The organism is Pseudomonas sp. GW822-FHT02G04 (genome assembly GCF_058802085.1).
Genome location: NZ_JBXANU010000010.1, coordinates 43617 through 57242, shown reverse-complemented (window position 1 = coordinate 57242; position 13626 = coordinate 43617). Strand labels below are relative to the sequence as shown.

At 60.5% G+C, this 13626-nt stretch carries 15 protein-coding genes; 3 read left to right on the top strand and 12 right to left on the bottom strand.

Annotation, left to right across the window (positions count from 1 at the left end; genetic code table 11):
- Nucleotides 1–74: 74 nt before the first annotated feature.
- The gene (locus AC1RO5_RS15030; protein ID WP_493175908.1) at nucleotides 75–719 is read left to right on the top strand and encodes a TetR/AcrR family transcriptional regulator; all 645 of its coding nucleotides are present in this window, start codon (nucleotides 75–77) and stop codon (nucleotides 717–719) included.
- A 36-nt stretch (nucleotides 720–755) separates the two neighbouring features.
- On the opposite strand, the gene AC1RO5_RS15025 is transcribed toward AC1RO5_RS15030, so the two are convergent.
- Nucleotides 756–1538 (bottom strand): class I SAM-dependent methyltransferase, encoded by a 783-nt coding sequence (locus AC1RO5_RS15025; protein WP_018926668.1) that lies wholly within the window; start codon nucleotides 1536–1538, stop codon nucleotides 756–758.
- Between the two features lie 93 nt (nucleotides 1539–1631).
- Between AC1RO5_RS15025 and AC1RO5_RS15020 the strand changes: the two genes are divergently transcribed.
- Nucleotides 1632–2252, top strand: a complete 621-nt coding sequence (locus AC1RO5_RS15020) for an energy transducer TonB (protein ID WP_493175906.1) — start codon at nucleotides 1632–1634, stop codon at nucleotides 2250–2252.
- Between the two features lie 35 nt (nucleotides 2253–2287).
- Here AC1RO5_RS15020 and AC1RO5_RS15015 read toward each other — a convergent pair whose 3' ends face one another.
- The 6 genes from AC1RO5_RS15015 to ppc all read right to left on the bottom strand — a co-directional run bounded on the left by AC1RO5_RS15015 (nucleotide 2288) and on the right by ppc (nucleotide 8931).
- A complete protein-coding gene (locus AC1RO5_RS15015; protein ID WP_493175904.1) occupies nucleotides 2288–3109 on the bottom strand; it encodes an isocitrate lyase/PEP mutase family protein in 822 nt (273 codons plus the stop codon).
- Between the two features lie 31 nt (nucleotides 3110–3140).
- Nucleotides 3141–4001, bottom strand: coding sequence for a DUF72 domain-containing protein (locus AC1RO5_RS15010; protein WP_493176053.1), 861 nt, complete (start codon nucleotides 3999–4001; stop codon nucleotides 3141–3143).
- Nucleotides 3998–4303, bottom strand: coding sequence for a hypothetical protein (locus AC1RO5_RS15005; RefSeq protein WP_493175902.1), 306 nt, complete (start codon nucleotides 4301–4303; stop codon nucleotides 3998–4000). Before AC1RO5_RS15005 ends, AC1RO5_RS15010 begins: the two co-directional genes overlap by 4 nt.
- Nucleotides 4304–4581: 278 nt before the next feature.
- Nucleotides 4582–5256 (bottom strand): tRNA (adenosine(37)-N6)-threonylcarbamoyltransferase complex dimerization subunit type 1 TsaB, encoded by a 675-nt coding sequence (gene tsaB / locus AC1RO5_RS15000; RefSeq protein WP_493175901.1) that lies wholly within the window; start codon nucleotides 5254–5256, stop codon nucleotides 4582–4584.
- Nucleotides 5257–5349: 93 nt separating this feature from the next.
- Complete coding sequence (gene adk / locus AC1RO5_RS14995) at nucleotides 5350–5997, bottom strand: adenylate kinase (RefSeq protein WP_007940185.1); 648 nt, start codon at nucleotides 5995–5997, stop codon at nucleotides 5350–5352.
- Between the two features lie 303 nt (nucleotides 5998–6300).
- Nucleotides 6301–8931, bottom strand: coding sequence for a phosphoenolpyruvate carboxylase (gene ppc / locus AC1RO5_RS14990; protein WP_493175899.1), 2631 nt, complete (start codon nucleotides 8929–8931; stop codon nucleotides 6301–6303).
- Nucleotides 8932–9126: 195 nt separating this feature from the next.
- Here ppc and AC1RO5_RS14985 point away from each other — a divergent pair, with 195 nt between their 5' ends.
- Nucleotides 9127–9471: a hypothetical protein gene (locus AC1RO5_RS14985; RefSeq protein ID WP_064616254.1), complete on the top strand. Its 345-nt coding sequence runs from the start codon at nucleotides 9127–9129 to the stop codon at nucleotides 9469–9471.
- Nucleotides 9472–9580: 109 nt separating this feature from the next.
- Here the strand turns inward: AC1RO5_RS14985 and AC1RO5_RS14980 are convergent, their stop codons facing one another.
- The 5 genes from AC1RO5_RS14980 to AC1RO5_RS14960 form a co-directional block, all read right to left on the bottom strand.
- Nucleotides 9581–9910: a PA3694 family proteiin gene (locus tag AC1RO5_RS14980; protein WP_019651824.1), complete on the bottom strand. Its 330-nt coding sequence runs from the start codon at nucleotides 9908–9910 to the stop codon at nucleotides 9581–9583.
- Entirely contained in the window at nucleotides 9907–10821 is a 915-nt protein-coding gene (locus tag AC1RO5_RS14975) for an alpha/beta hydrolase (protein ID WP_493175896.1), read from the bottom strand. Before AC1RO5_RS14975 ends, AC1RO5_RS14980 begins: the two co-directional genes overlap by 4 nt.
- Nucleotides 10822–10878: 57 nt before the next feature.
- Nucleotides 10879–12129, bottom strand: coding sequence for a flavohemoglobin expression-modulating QEGLA motif protein (locus tag AC1RO5_RS14970; protein ID WP_172901247.1), 1251 nt, complete (start codon nucleotides 12127–12129; stop codon nucleotides 10879–10881).
- Between the two features lie 63 nt (nucleotides 12130–12192).
- Nucleotides 12193–12747, bottom strand: a complete 555-nt coding sequence (locus AC1RO5_RS14965; protein WP_493175894.1) for a hypothetical protein — start codon at nucleotides 12745–12747, stop codon at nucleotides 12193–12195.
- An 89-nt stretch (nucleotides 12748–12836) separates the two neighbouring features.
- Nucleotides 12837–13553 carry a TetR/AcrR family transcriptional regulator gene (locus AC1RO5_RS14960; RefSeq protein ID WP_019651827.1) on the bottom strand — a complete coding sequence of 239 codons (717 nt, stop codon included), beginning with the start codon at nucleotides 13551–13553 and terminating at the stop codon, nucleotides 12837–12839.
- Nucleotides 13554–13626: the final 73 nt, after the last annotated feature.

The following is a 13626-nucleotide window of genomic DNA, read 5'->3' as shown; positions in this document are numbered from 1 at the left end:
ATGGTGCTTGGAATAATTATACTGACCAGTATGTTATTAATAGCAAACTCACCAGTCCAGTATTAAAGCGAAGAATGTCTGACAATCTTTCAACACCCAGTGGTCCGGGCCGCCCCAAGGATCTGGCCAAGCGCCAGGCAATCCTCGACGCGGCGAAAATCCTGTTTCTGAGTAAGGGCTACGCCAACACCAGCATGGATGCCGTGGCAACTGAGGCCGGCGTGTCGAAGCTGACTGTCTACAGCCACTTCAACGACAAAGAGACGCTGTTCTCCGCCGCCGTGATGGCCAAATGCGAAGAGCAACTGCCACCGCTGTTTTTTGAATTGCCGGACGGCATAGCGGTGGAAACCGTGCTGCTGAACATCGCACGCGGCTTTCATCAACTGATCAACAGCGATGAATCGGTGAACCTGCACCGGCTGATGATGACGCTGGGCAGCCAGGACCCGAAACTTTCGCAGATCTTCTTCGAAGCCGGGCCAGAGCGCATGCTGCACGGCATGGAGCGGTTGCTGAGCAAGATCGATCAGAGTGGCGTGCTAAGCATCGATAAACCACGCAATGCCGCCGAGCACTTTTTCTGCCTGCTGAAGGGCGCGGGGAATTTCCGCTTGCTGTATGGCTGCGGCGAACCGGTAACCGGGGATGCGGCCGAAGCCCATGTGCAGGAAGTGGTGGGGTTGTTTATGCGGGCGTATCGGCCGGAGTCGGCCTGATGATCGTTCCCACGCGTGGGAACGATCAGTATCGAGTCAGGGCTTGAGCGCTTTCTTCGGATAAATGTCATACCGGCTGGACTTGCCATCCAGCGCATGGCTCGGCTTCGGCCCATCGATGCACGGCGCCTTGCGCGGGCGTTTGACCACCACCCGGTGACTGGCCAGGGCCAACGCCGCTTCGAGCAGGGCCGGCGCATCCGGGTCATCGCCGACCAGCGGCCGGAACAGGCGCATTTCCTTCTTCACCAACGCGGTTTTCTCACGATGGGGAAACATCGGGTCGAGGTAGATCACCTGCGGCGGCTCGCCTTCCCAGTTGCGCATCACCTCGATCGAATTGCCCTTGAGCAAACGCATCCGCGCCACGATCGGCGCCACGTCGAAGTCTTCCGCGCCGCGCGCCAGGCCATCTTCAAGTAAGGCGCCGATCAGCGGCTGACGCTCGATCAGGCTCATCTCGCAGCCCAGGCTGGCCAGCACGAAGGCGTCCTTGCCCAACCCAGCCGTGGCGTCCAGCACCCGCGGGCGCACGCCTTGGGCGATGCCAACCGCTTTGGCGATCATCTGACCGCTGCCACCGCCGTACAACCGACGATGGGCCGCGCCACCCTCGACGAAGTCGACCCGCACCGGCCCCGGTGCGTCCGGCCCCAGTTGTTGCAGCTGCAACCCCTGCTCGCCTACCTGCAAGGCAAACTCGCCATCATCCACCTGCAACGGCAAACCCAGGCGCTCGGCCCATTGCTCGGCCTGTGGCTGGAAGGTCGCGCCCAAGGCCTCGACATGGATGCGGCAGGCCGCAGGTTGCTCAATCATGGGAAAACACGCTCAAAAAATTAATGATCGGCAAAAACGGCCGATAACCAAACTATCGAGCATTTTGCCAGAGCTGAGCGTCGACCGAGAGAAATGTCAGACATTCAACGCACATCGATAGGCTACATCTCGCCCCACGGCGATTTTGGCCTGCGAAATTCCCAAGCACTGAGCGGCGTCAGTCACCTGTGGCAGGATTTTTTTGCCCGGGCCCTGGCCGATCAGTCGGGCGATGTCGTGCCGGCGTCTCTGGACTTCCCGCCGGTCGATCTCGACAGCCCGGTCGAACCGACCGTCGGCAGCGAGCTGCTGGCGCACATCATTTCCCAGCGTGAATGCAACGTCACAGAAACCCCGGTCCGTCCACCAGAGCCGCTGTTCCTGCCGATTGCCGAGTTCGAAATGGACCTGGCCGATAAACCGCTCCCACCGTTCCCGCCGGAAGAAATCGTCGCGCAACAGAAACAGCAGGACTTCGATAGCGGCTGGGTTCGCCCGATCGTGCTCACCGCCGGTCAACCGCTGCCCGAGCCTGGCGCCGCACCGCAACCGCGTCCGCTGCACTTGCCGATCGCCGAGTTCGAACTCGACCTGCTGGACAAGCCGTTCCCGCCGTTCTCACCGCAAGAACTGGTGGAACAACAGAAACAACTCGATTTCGATAACGGCTGGGCGCGCCCGATCGTTCTGCAGAACCTGCGCATCGCCGCATAACCCCTCAGCGGCCCAGCCACCACGGCCCGACCTCGTCAGCCTTTGAAGAATTGATTGGCCTTCTGGAACGGCATCGACCGGGAAGTGAAGCCGAAGGTCCCGTGTTGCTGAATTTCCTCGGCCGCGCGCAAGAACTCGCCATACGCAGCCAAAGCCAGGGCCGAACCGACGCTGATGCGTTTGACGCCCATTTCGCTCAATTGCGCCACCGTCAGCTTGAGCCCGCCGGACATCAACACATTCACCGGTTTCGGTGCCACGGCGCGAACCACCGCCAAGACCTCTTCAGCATTGCGCAGGCCCGGGGCGTAAAGCACGTCCGCGCCGGCCTCGGCGAATGCCTGCAAGCGGCGAATGGTATCGTCGAGGTCGGGATTGCCGTGCAAATAGTTCTCGGCACGCGCCGTCAACGTGAAGGGGAAAGGCAAACTGCGCGCTGCTGCGACGGCGACTTCGATACGCGCCACGGCATGTTCGAAGCAGTAGATCGGACCGTCCTCACGCCCCGTGGCATCTTCGATCGAACCGCCAACCGCACCGGCCTGGGCGGCCCGCAAAATACTTTGGGCGCACTCGGCAGGAGCGTCGGCAAAGCCGTTTTCGAGATCCACCGCGACCGGCAAATCAGTGGCCGCGACAATCGCCTCAACGTTTGCCAAGGTATCGTCGAGCGTCAGCCCACCATCAGGGCGGCCCCGGGAAAAGGCATAACCTGCGCTGGTGGTTGCCAGTGCCTCGAAGCCAAGGCTGGCGAGCATTTTCGCCGAGCCGGCGTCCCAGGGGTTGGGAATGACAAAGGCGCCCTCGCGTTCGTGCAGTGCTTTGAACGCCTGGGCTCGAAGGGTTTGCGCATCCATTGGCAGACTCCTGAAAAAGGGAAAACCCGCTTCAGAGCAAACCAAGTTGCTCGGCGGCGGGTTCTCTGTATAGCTCAGGCAGCGGCGGCAAGCCAGGCAAACGCAGCATCAGTTGTGCGTGAAAACGTTGTGCCAGTTTCGCCGCCAGCAGGTTATCGGCGGTATGCAGGAAGATATACGGCGTGCGGCCCTCTTCGATCCAGACGGCGATTTTCTCGACCCATGGCACCAGGAACGGATCGTTGGCTTCAAGCTCCGGATGGCCGATGAAACGCACCTGTGGAAACTGAGTGAACGCCGCAGGGCGAGGCGGCACCCTGGGCTTTTTCGATTGGGCGTGAAGCACCGAAGGATCGGTCGAGGTGCAGCTGAACAGCGCTCGCGGATCGAGGCAGATGCGCTCGACACCACGGTCCAGTAACAGGCGATTGAGCATTCGCTCGGCATCGCCCTTGGCAAAGAACTCGTCATGCCGCACTTCGACCGCCAAGGGCCGGTCCACAGCATCAATAAAACCGGCCAGCTCCGACAGTCGTTGCGGGCTGAAGCTTTTGGACAATTGCAACCACAGCGGCGAAACCCGCTGCCCCAGAGGGTTGAGCAATTGCAGGAAGGTTTCGACGGCGGTCAGTTGGTCGCGCAGGTCACCGCTGTGGCTGATGTCGCCGGGAAACTTGGCAGTGAAGCGAAAGTGTTCGGGCATGGTCTCGGCCCAGCGCTGCACGGTAGCGGCAGCCGGGCTCGCGTAGAAGGTCGTATTGCCTTCCACGGCGTTGAACACTTGGGAATAAAGATTAAGAAACTCGGCGGGTTTGGCGTCTTGTGGATACAAGTAGTCGCGCCAGGCGTTTTCGCTCCAGGACGGGCAGCCGAGGTAATAAGGCAGCATCAGATGTACAGGTCGAGACCCATTACATCCGCATCCCAATCGACAAAAGTGGCGGTGCTCAGGTAACTGGCCAGTGCCATCGCCACGCTTTTACTCATCGCGCGGTGATAAATCATGTCTTGTTGACGAGCGGGGAGATTGCTCAGGCGTTGCGCGGAGGCTTTGGCGGCACGGGCGGCCAATTGCTCTTCGGTAGGGAATTCCAGCTCGCCGTCGATATCGACGGAGTCATCCTCAGACACATGGCCTTTACGAGGCTTGCGCTTGATCGGGTAGGACTGGGAGGAAACGCCGTCTATACGCATAAGTGTATGCTCGGTATCGATGATGGCAGTTTAGTGGCGCATAGCCCACTTCGCAAACCGCCGAGTGATAACTAGAACACAGAAAAACGAAAAGGTTTAAAAACGGCGGGCAGAAACTGATGATTGGCTGCGGTTGGAACACTTTGTGGCGAGGGAGCTTGCTCCCGCTGGGCTGCGAAGCTGCCCCCCACGCGCAGTCAGATACATCGCGCCGTCAGGTTCTACGGCTGCTCCGCAGCCGAACGGGAGCAAGCTCCCTCGCCACAGGACAACCGGGATCAACGCGCTTTCGGCGTCGCGACTTTATCGCGCAGATACACCGGCTGCGCCTGATCGGCCACGATCGCCTCACCGCGTTCCCAGGCGAAACGCGCCAGGGTCAGCAAATCTTCGGCGTGAGGCAGCATGCCCGCGTCCTGGCCGCTCAGGTTCACCGCAATGCGCTCGGCATAACCCCAACCGGTGCCCGCGCCGAACCACTCGCCGCTGGCATCGACCGGCAACGCGGCGGCTTCCGGTGGCAATACCGCTTCGTTGCCCACCAGCCGCATCTCCCCCGCCGTTTCGCGGTAGCAGCCCCAATACACCTCATCCATGCGCGCATCGATGGCCGCCGCGACCTGGCTGATGCCATGTTCGCGATAAGCCCGCTGGGCGAGCACGGCGAGATTGGAGACCGGCAACACCGGACGGTCCAGCGCAAACGCCAGCCCTTGGACCACGCCGATGGCAATCCGCACACCGGTGAACGCGCCCGGCCCGCGGCCGAATGCGATGGCGTCGACCGCTTGCAGCGTGGTCCCGGCATCGGCCAGCAGTTGCTGAATCATCGGCAGCAGCTTCTGCGCATGCAGGCGCGGGATCACCTCGTAATGGCTCGTGACCTTGCCGTCATGCAGCAAGGCAACGGAGCAAGCTTCAGTCGCGGTGTCCAGGGCCAGCAAGGTGCTCATCGATGTATCCGTAAGAGAGGTCAGAAAAAGTGCGCCAGTATAAACAACTACGGCCCGCAAGCGGGCCGTAGAAGATGAAGCCGATCAGACTTTTCAGCTCAGTGCTTCAAGCACCTTGCCGGTAATCGTCTCAACCGAGCCGACGCCAGGAATATGGCTGTACTTCGGCTTGCCCTGAGCAGCGGCCAGGCCCTGGTAGAACTCCACCAGAGGTTTGGTCTGGGAGTGGTAGACCGACAGGCGATGACGCACGGTTTCTTCGGTGTCGTCCTTGCGCTGCACCAGCTCTTCACCGGTGATGTCGTCTTTACCGGCGATTTTCGGCGGGTTGTAGACGGTGTGGTACACGCGACCGCTGGCCTCGTGAACGCGACGACCGGCGATACGCTGAACGATTTCTTCGTCATCGACGGCGATTTCGACCACGTTGTCCAGTTCCACGCCAGCTTCTACCAACGCTTCAGCTTGCGGAATGGTGCGCGGGAAACCGTCGAACAGGAAACCGTTGGCACAGTCAGGCTGCGCGATACGGTCCTTGACCAGGGCGATGATCAGATCGTCGGAGACCAGACCACCGGCGTCCATGATGCTCTTGGCTTTAACACCCAGCTCGGTACCGGCTTTTACAGCAGCACGCAGCATGTCGCCGGTAGAGATTTGCGGAATGCCGAATTTTTCGGTGATGAACTTAGCCTGAGTACCTTTACCGGCCCCGGGAGCTCCCAGCAGAATGACGCGCATTAGATGTGCTCCTCAATTTTTTATTTAGAATTACTTAAACAAAACAAAGGATTCGCCTCGTAGGGCCAATCTCAAAAAATAGGGTCGTGACCGCCCAAACGGCCAAAGGCTGATCAAGATACACAGCAGGCCCTGCCCACACAAGCCGCCGAAAGTCGGAGAAACCTGCGCAGGACGTGCCCTTTCGAAGGGGTACCCCAAGTCGCAACCCCATCATTAACTGTCGCGTGGCAGACCTTTTCGACCGCTCGCCGGCAGGCACTCGACGCTCGCGCCAGGTGCCTGTTCCCTATGACGAAAACCTTAGCCGGTATTTCGCAAACCGGCGGCAATCCCCGCCACAGACACCAGCAACGCCTGTTCTACCGGGCTGCCCTGCGCTTCATCCTGTTGCCGCGAACGGGCCAACAGTTCGGCCTGCAATAGATGCAGCGGGTCGAGGTAGGTGTTGCGCAGGCGGATGAATTCAAGGGTGTCTGGGCTATGTGCCAGTAGCTGGGACTGACCAGTCAGCCCCAGGACCACCGAACAGGCCTGCGACAATAGGTCGCGTAAATGCGCACCCAAAGGGAGCAGATCCGGCTCGACCAGGCGCTCGTCGTAAGACTGGGCGATATCGGCGTCGGCCTTGGCCAGCACCATTTCCAGCATATCGATGCGGGTGCGGAAGAACGGCCATTGCTCGCGCATCTGCCCCAACAACGCCCCTTCGCCGCGCTCCAGCGCCTTGCTCAATGCCGCTTCCCAGCCAAGCCAGGCTGGCAGCATCAGGCGCGTCTGGGTCCAGCCGAAGATCCACGGAATGGCCCGCAGGCTTTCGATGCCGCCGGCGCGGCGCTTGGCCGGGCGGCTACCCAACGGCAAACGCCCCAACTCCTGTTCCGGGGTGGACTGGCGGAAATACTCGACGAACTGCGGATTTTCCCGCACCACGGCACGGTAAGCCTTGACCCCATCGGCGGCCAATTCGTCCATCAAGTGGCGCCAGGCAGGCTCTGGAGGTGGCGGTGGCAGCAAGGTCGCTTCCAGCACCGCCGCCAGGTACAGATTAAGGTTTTGCTCGGCGATGTCCGGCAGGCCGAATTTGAAACGAATCATTTCCCCCTGCTCGGTGGTGCGAAAGCGCCCCGCCACCGACCCCGGCGGCTGCGACAGAATCGCCGCGTGCGCCGGGCCGCCGCCACGGCCCACGGTGCCGCCGCGACCGTGGAACAACAGCAGTTCCACTTGTTGCTCCCGGCAAATGTCTACCAATCGCTCCTGCGCCCGATACTGCGCCCAGGCCGCCGCCGTAGTGCCGGCGTCCTTGGCCGAGTCGGAATAACCGATCATCACTTCCTGTGGCCCTTGCAGGCGCGAGCGATAGCCCGGCAGCAGCAACAGTTTTTCGATCACCGGGCCCGCGTTGTCGAGGTCGGCAAGGGTTTCGAACAGCGGCACCACGCGCATCGGTCGCAATACGCCGGATTCCTTGAGCAGCAACTGCACCGCCAGCACGTCGGAAGCGGCGCCCGCCATGGAAATCACATACGAGCCGAGGGAAGCCCCCGGCGCGGCAGCGATTTCCCGGCACGTCGCCAACACTTCGGCGGTGTCGGCAGACGGTTTGAAATACGCCGGCAGCAACGGCCGGCGATTGTTCAGCTCACGCATCAGGAAAGCGATGCGTTCCTCTTCGCTCCAGTCCTCATAACGGCCCAGACCAAGGTAATCGGTGATTTCGGTCATGGCCGCGGAGTGGCGCGATGAGTCCTGTCGCACATCGAGGCGCACCAGAAACAGCCCGAACGTCACCGCACGGCGCAGGCAGTCGAGCAACGGGCCGTCGGCGATGACGCCCATGCCGCATTCATGCAGCGAGTGGTAGCACAGCTCCAGCGGGGCCAGCAGGTCGCGGTTGTTTTGCAGCACATCGGCGGACGCCGGCGTGGTGGCCGTCAGGGAGGCGTGGGCCCAGTTACGGGTCGCGCGCAAGCGTTCACGCAATTGTTTGAGCACTGCACGGTAAGGCTCGGCGCTGTCGCCAGCCTTGGCTTTCAGGGCGTCACTGGCCTGTTGCATCGACAATTCGGCGGCGAGGTGATCAACATCGCGCACGTACAAATCGGCAGCCATCCAGCGCGCCAGCAGCAAAACTTCGCGGGTCACGGCGGCGGTGACATTCGGGTTGCCGTCGCGGTCGCCGCCCATCCACGAGGCAAAGCGAATCGGTGCAGCCTCCAGCGGCAGGTGCAGGCCAGTGGCGGCATGCAGGGCCTGATCGGCCTTGCGCAAATAGTTGGGAATCGCCTGCCACAGCGAATGCTCGATCACCGCAAAGCCCCACTTGGCTTCATCTACAGGTGTCGGGCGGGTGCGGCGGATTTCTTCGGTGTGCCAGGCTTCGGCAATCAACCGCTGCAGCTTCGTCGTGATCTGCTCGCGCTCGGCGCTGGTCAGGTCGCGATGATCCTGGGCCGCCAATTGCGCGGCGATCGCATCGTACTTCTGGATCAGTGTGCGACGCGCCACTTCGGTGGGGTGCGCGGTCAACACCAACTCGATTTCCACCCGACCCAATTGCCGGGCCAGGGATTCGGCGTCATGGCCGGCAGTCAGCAGGCGAGCGAGCAGCTCCGGCAACACCCGGGCCTCGAATGGCGCGGGTTGTGACTCTTCGCGGCGGTGAATCAGCTGATATTGCTCGGCGATATTGGCCAGGTTGAGAAACTGGTTGAACGCCCGCGCCACCGGCAGCAATTCATCTTCGCTCAACTGGTTGAGGCTGGCACTGAGTTCGGCATCCATCGAACCGCGACGGTCGGCCTTGGCGCCTTTGCGGATTTGCTCGATCTTGTCGATAAAGCCATCCCCGTACTGCTCACGAATGGTGTTGCCCAACAGCTCACCCAGCAGGTGAACGTCCTCGCGCAAGCGTGCATCAATATCGGTCATCAGCAGTTCTCCAGCGAAAATCCGGGCGGCTATGCTTTGATATAAGAGAGTGCCGTTGTAAAGCGGTTCTTACAAGCAGACGGCAAGGAGACGTCAAACTTCAAGCCTTGCAGCTAGTCTCAACACAAGCCGTACAACGGCTTACCACCGGCCACTCACCCGGCCTGCCATGAGCAGGTGCGTAATGAGGTCATTATGAAAATCCGCGAGCTCGCCAAGCACTGGGAAGAAAACGCCAAGGGTCGCCTGACCGACTCTGGCTATACGATTCGTCTGGACGTGGAAGCCGCCGCACGGCTGGCGGCGATTATCGACATGTACCCCAAACGGCACCCCGAAGAACTGCTCGGAGAATTGATCGGCGCCGCCCTGGAAGAGCTCGAAGCGAGCTTTCCATATGTGAAAGGGTCAACGGTGGTCGCCACCGATGAAGAAGGCGATCCGCTGTACGAAGACGTCGGTCCGACTCCGCGTTTTCTCGCCTTGTCCCGTCGTCATTTGCACGATTTGTCGACCGAAAACGACAAGCCAAAACACTAGGCGGGGCTTTCGTTTATAAGATCAAAAGATCGCAGCCTTCGGCAGCTCCTACGCGGGGTTATGCGTGCACCTGTAGGAGCTGCCGAAGGCTGCGATCTTTTCGGGCAGGCTATGGTTGCAGTTTTTGCGGGGTTTCCTGGCCCATGCAGCGCACGGCTTTTTTCTTGTTGTTGACCAGTACGCCGGTCAGGCCTTTCTGTTCGGTATCAAACATCACCAGCACGCCATCGATGCACTGCGCCACTTGCGCGGCCGGTTCCAGGGAGATTTTGTAGTCTTCGCCCGGCACGGTCTTGAGCATGGTGAAGTCGCTGAGCAGCAACGCATCCTCGGGTTTGGCGAAGTGCAGGTAGCCGTACCACCACAGGGCCCCGACGGTGCCGAGGATGCTGCAAATACCGGTGATGATCAGCGGGATGGCGTTACGTTCTTCACTCATTGCGGACTCTCTGGTGGTTCATCTTCAGAATTCGGGGGTGCCGGGTAATTCGGGACTTCACCCAGGCGGCGCAGGCCGTTGAAATGCTGCGGGTCTTCGAGATAGCGCAGCATGACTTTGCGCCAGACCGGGTCGGCGAAGGTTTGCACATGACCACCCCGGGTCAGTTGCAGCACTCGCGGCGGCGGCGCAGCTTGATACAGACGGATGCCGTTGGAAAGGGGCACCAGCTGATCATCGATACTGTGATAGATCAGTTTCGGTACGCCATTGAGCTGCGTCATGGAACGGATCGCGCTGTCGCCGTCCGGCACCAACCACGACAACGGCACCTGGAACGGCCAGGTCATCCATGACGTGCTCAGGGCAAAACGCCCGACATCGCGGTAGCTGGCAGGCACGCCATCAAGCACAAAGGCCTTGAGTTGCCGCTGGCGCTCGGGATGCTGGGCCAGGTAATGCACGGCCATCGAACCGCCAAGGCTCTGACCGAGGAGGATCAACGGCTTGCCCTTGACCTCCGGCGCTTGGTCAAGCCATGCGAAGGCGGCGTCGATGTCCTGATATATCGCCGGCAACGCCGGCTTACCTTCGGACAACCCGTACCCGCGATAGTCCACCAGCAACACCTGATAGCCCTGCTTCGGCAACCACCAGCTCGCCCCCAGATGCCACGCCAGGTTGCCGCCGTTACCGTGCAGATGCAGCACGGTGCCTTTGACTTCGACGCCTTTTTTCGCCGGCAGCCACCAGCCATGCAACTTGAGGCCGTCGGCGGTGGTCAGGGTGACGTCGCGATAGTCGAGTTTGGCTTTTTCCGGGGTGAACGGCTGGCCGGGCTCGGGGTAGAACAGCAAAGAGTCGCAACCACCGAGGGCCAGAAGCAGGCAGAAGATGCCGAGGATTCTCATCCGGTGAAGCCTCAATGTGGGTAATCGTTCCCATGCTCCGCGTGGGAACGATCCGAATCAAAGGATATTGGAGTAATCCGCTTCGATCCGGTCCAGGCTCAGGTGGTTGAGGAAGTTGGAGAAGCACATCCACGCCGACAGCGCGTTCATGTCGCGGAACTGCTCGGGTAGGTACTTGGGCGGCACCACCAGGCCTTCGTCCACCAATTGGCGCAAGGTCCGCATGTCCTCCAGCGTAGTCTTGCCGCAGAACAACAGCGGTATCTGCTCCAGCTTGCCTTTGCGCACAGCCAACTGAATGTAGTTGTAAATCATGATAAAGCCCTTGAGGTAGGACAAGTCTTTGGTAAATGGCAGACCATTCGGCACCGAGCCGCGGAACACCCGACTGGCATTGCCGTAGCTTTCGGCCATTTCAAAGCCCTGAGCCCGGAAGAACTCAAAGATCTGCAAGAAGTCCGCGCCCTCCTCCACCATATGAATGGCGCGGGTGCGGTTGGTGAGTTTGCGCAAGCGGCTCGGGTAGGAGGCGAAGGTGATGATTTCCATCAGGATCGCCAGGCCTTCCTGAGTCACGGTGGACGACGGCGGGCCCTTGGACAGGAACGTACAGATCGGCTGATTCAGGCCGTTGAGGGTGGTGCCCACATGCACCAGCCCTTCATGGACTTCCAGCGCGCGCACGTCGCGATTGTTGAACATCGCGTCGGTGCGGATCTTGATGTAGTCGGCGCCGGCCGCCGCGTCGGCGACGATCCCGTCGGACTCGAACACCCGGATGGTTTCCTCGTTTTCGCCAAACACCTTGTTCAACCGATGTTGCAGCAGGTCGACGGCTTCCTTGGCGGTGAGGACTTTCGGTTCGTCCTTGAGGTCGCCACGGCCGTCGATGTTGTTCAGGTAATCGGAGAGCATCAGCCCCAGGTCAGCCAGGGTCGGGTCGCCGGCGTGAAACGCATCGGACGCCGCGCCGTACAATTCCTGGGAAATCAGCCCGAAATCCTCGGTGCCGCGCGCTTCAAGCATGCGCACCACCATGCGGTATTCCTTGCACATGCGGCGCATGATCTGCCCGACCGGGTTGAACTGGCCGAGCTGGCGGGTGATATCGCGCTCGATGTTCTGGAATTCCAGCTTCACTTTGCTGGAGTCGAACGACAGCGGTCGATTGAGGTAGTAATCGCGGTCCACGGCCGGCATTTCCTTGCCCTTGCCCTTGAGGAACCCCTTGCGAATGCTGTCATCCCACTTGACCGCATCCAGAATGCGAATCGGCGTCTGCGCCAGCACTATGCGATCGGACAACATGCGTATCGTCTGCTGGTATTCGTCCACCCGAAACTCCTGTGTAAAAACCGTTACGTGCTGAGTCTATTTGGTTTTGGCCAGGCGCTGATAGCGCACCGCTTCGACGAAGACATCGGAATTGGCCGGGTCGTCGAGGTAGGCGAACACCTGATCCAGGTTGTTGTTGATCAACACCCCGTCGCCATCTTCAGTCTGAAAGCCTTCGCCACTGAGGGCTTCTTGCCCCATGGCCTGTCTGATCTGCTCGAGGTCGAGGTTGTAGACCACCAATTCGTGCTTATCGTTGAGTTCGAACCCGGCGATGGTGAAATGCCCACCGAACTGCGCCGGCACCTTCGCCGACAGGTACCAGCGATTGCCATGACGCGACACCGTGAAGGGATAGGCTTCGCGCTCATGGGGTTTGGCCTTGAAGTAGCTGACCGCCTGGTAGTGATTGTCACCGACGCGTGTCAGTTCCAGGTTCATCGGCTCGCCCCAGGCGTTGGTGCTGGCCCATTTGCCGAGCAGCCCTTTGGGCGCGGGCTCGCTGGCGGGCAGCGGCTCCTTGAAGGTCACCAGACAGCCACTGAGCAGCAGGAACGACAAGGCGATCACAACGACACGCCAGGCTTTCATTCAACACTCCCTATCGACACAGGATGACTTTGCGCGTTGATCGTTCCCACGCTCTGCGTGGGAACGATCAAACGATCAACCCTGCGGGATTACACCGACGCCAGTACCAAGTGCATGTAGCGGGTCAGGATGCCGAGCATTTCCTCTTCGGCAACAGGCTCGGCATCGTTGAGCAGGCCCTGATATTCCATCCGTCCGACAATCGCCGTCAACACTTTGGCATCTTGTTGTGGCTCGCGGGAACCCAATACTTCGAAAAGTTGGCAAGTGCCCTGCAAGAGAATTTGCTGATGGGAACGCACCAACAACGCCAGACGCGGGTTGAGCAACGCTTCCTGGCGGAAGGCTTGCTCGGCCATCAAGTGCTCGCGGCGATTGATCAATTGCCGATGAACATAGTCAGCCATCAGCCGTGCGATATCGTCCGCCAGCTGTGAGCGGGACTCGGCGGTGCCATCACCGCTGACAACCATCTCGCGCAACAGGCCTTCGTTGCTGGCCCACAACCGGGCCATGTATGCCGCGCTGCGTTCCACGTATTGGGCAAAGGTATCGGTGAGCAGGTCATCGATGTCCTTGAAGTAGTAGGTGGTGGCCGACAGCGGCACACAGGCCTCGGCGGCCACCGCACGGTGCCGCACGGCCCGCACGCCATCGCGCACGACAATGCGCATCGCCGCGTCGAGAATGTCCTGTCGACGCTGTTCGCTGCCCTGTCGGCTGGCCTTGCGACCCTGGTACTGAACACTTTCAGCGACCGCAGTGGCGATACCCGCTGCACCTTCTTGAGCAATTGCACGATTCACGACAGGTATTCCTCTCTAACGTCAAAAGTAACCAATTGATACGTTTGTACCAGACAGGCAATAAAAAGCCGCC

What these genes read in the sequence shown, in the direction of transcription:
- AC1RO5_RS15030 (WP_493175908.1), top strand. Translation starts at nt 75, where the DNA reads ATGTCTGACAATCTTTCAACACCCAGTGGTCCGGGCCGCCCCAAGGAT.
- AC1RO5_RS15025 (WP_018926668.1), bottom strand. Translation starts at nt 1,538, where the DNA reads ATGATTGAGCAACCTGCGGCCTGCCGCATCCATGTCGAGGCCTTGGGC.
- AC1RO5_RS15020 (WP_493175906.1), top strand. Translation starts at nt 1,632, where the DNA reads ATGTCAGACATTCAACGCACATCGATAGGCTACATCTCGCCCCACGGC.
- AC1RO5_RS15015 (WP_493175904.1), bottom strand. Translation starts at nt 3,109, where the DNA reads ATGGATGCGCAAACCCTTCGAGCCCAGGCGTTCAAAGCACTGCACGAA.
- AC1RO5_RS15005 (WP_493175902.1), bottom strand. Translation starts at nt 4,303, where the DNA reads ATGCGTATAGACGGCGTTTCCTCCCAGTCCTACCCGATCAAGCGCAAG.
- tsaB (WP_493175901.1), bottom strand. Translation starts at nt 5,256, where the DNA reads ATGAGCACCTTGCTGGCCCTGGACACCGCGACTGAAGCTTGCTCCGTT.
- adk (WP_007940185.1), bottom strand. Translation starts at nt 5,997, where the DNA reads ATGCGCGTCATTCTGCTGGGAGCTCCCGGGGCCGGTAAAGGTACTCAG.
- ppc (WP_493175899.1), bottom strand. Translation starts at nt 8,931, where the DNA reads ATGACCGATATTGATGCACGCTTGCGCGAGGACGTTCACCTGCTGGGT.
- AC1RO5_RS14985 (WP_064616254.1), top strand. Translation starts at nt 9,127, where the DNA reads ATGAAAATCCGCGAGCTCGCCAAGCACTGGGAAGAAAACGCCAAGGGT.
- AC1RO5_RS14980 (WP_019651824.1), bottom strand. Translation starts at nt 9,910, where the DNA reads ATGAGTGAAGAACGTAACGCCATCCCGCTGATCATCACCGGTATTTGC.
- AC1RO5_RS14975 (WP_493175896.1), bottom strand. Translation starts at nt 10,821, where the DNA reads ATGAGAATCCTCGGCATCTTCTGCCTGCTTCTGGCCCTCGGTGGTTGC.
- AC1RO5_RS14970 (WP_172901247.1), bottom strand. Translation starts at nt 12,129, where the DNA reads ATGTTGTCCGATCGCATAGTGCTGGCGCAGACGCCGATTCGCATTCTG.
- AC1RO5_RS14965 (WP_493175894.1), bottom strand. Translation starts at nt 12,747, where the DNA reads ATGAAAGCCTGGCGTGTCGTTGTGATCGCCTTGTCGTTCCTGCTGCTC.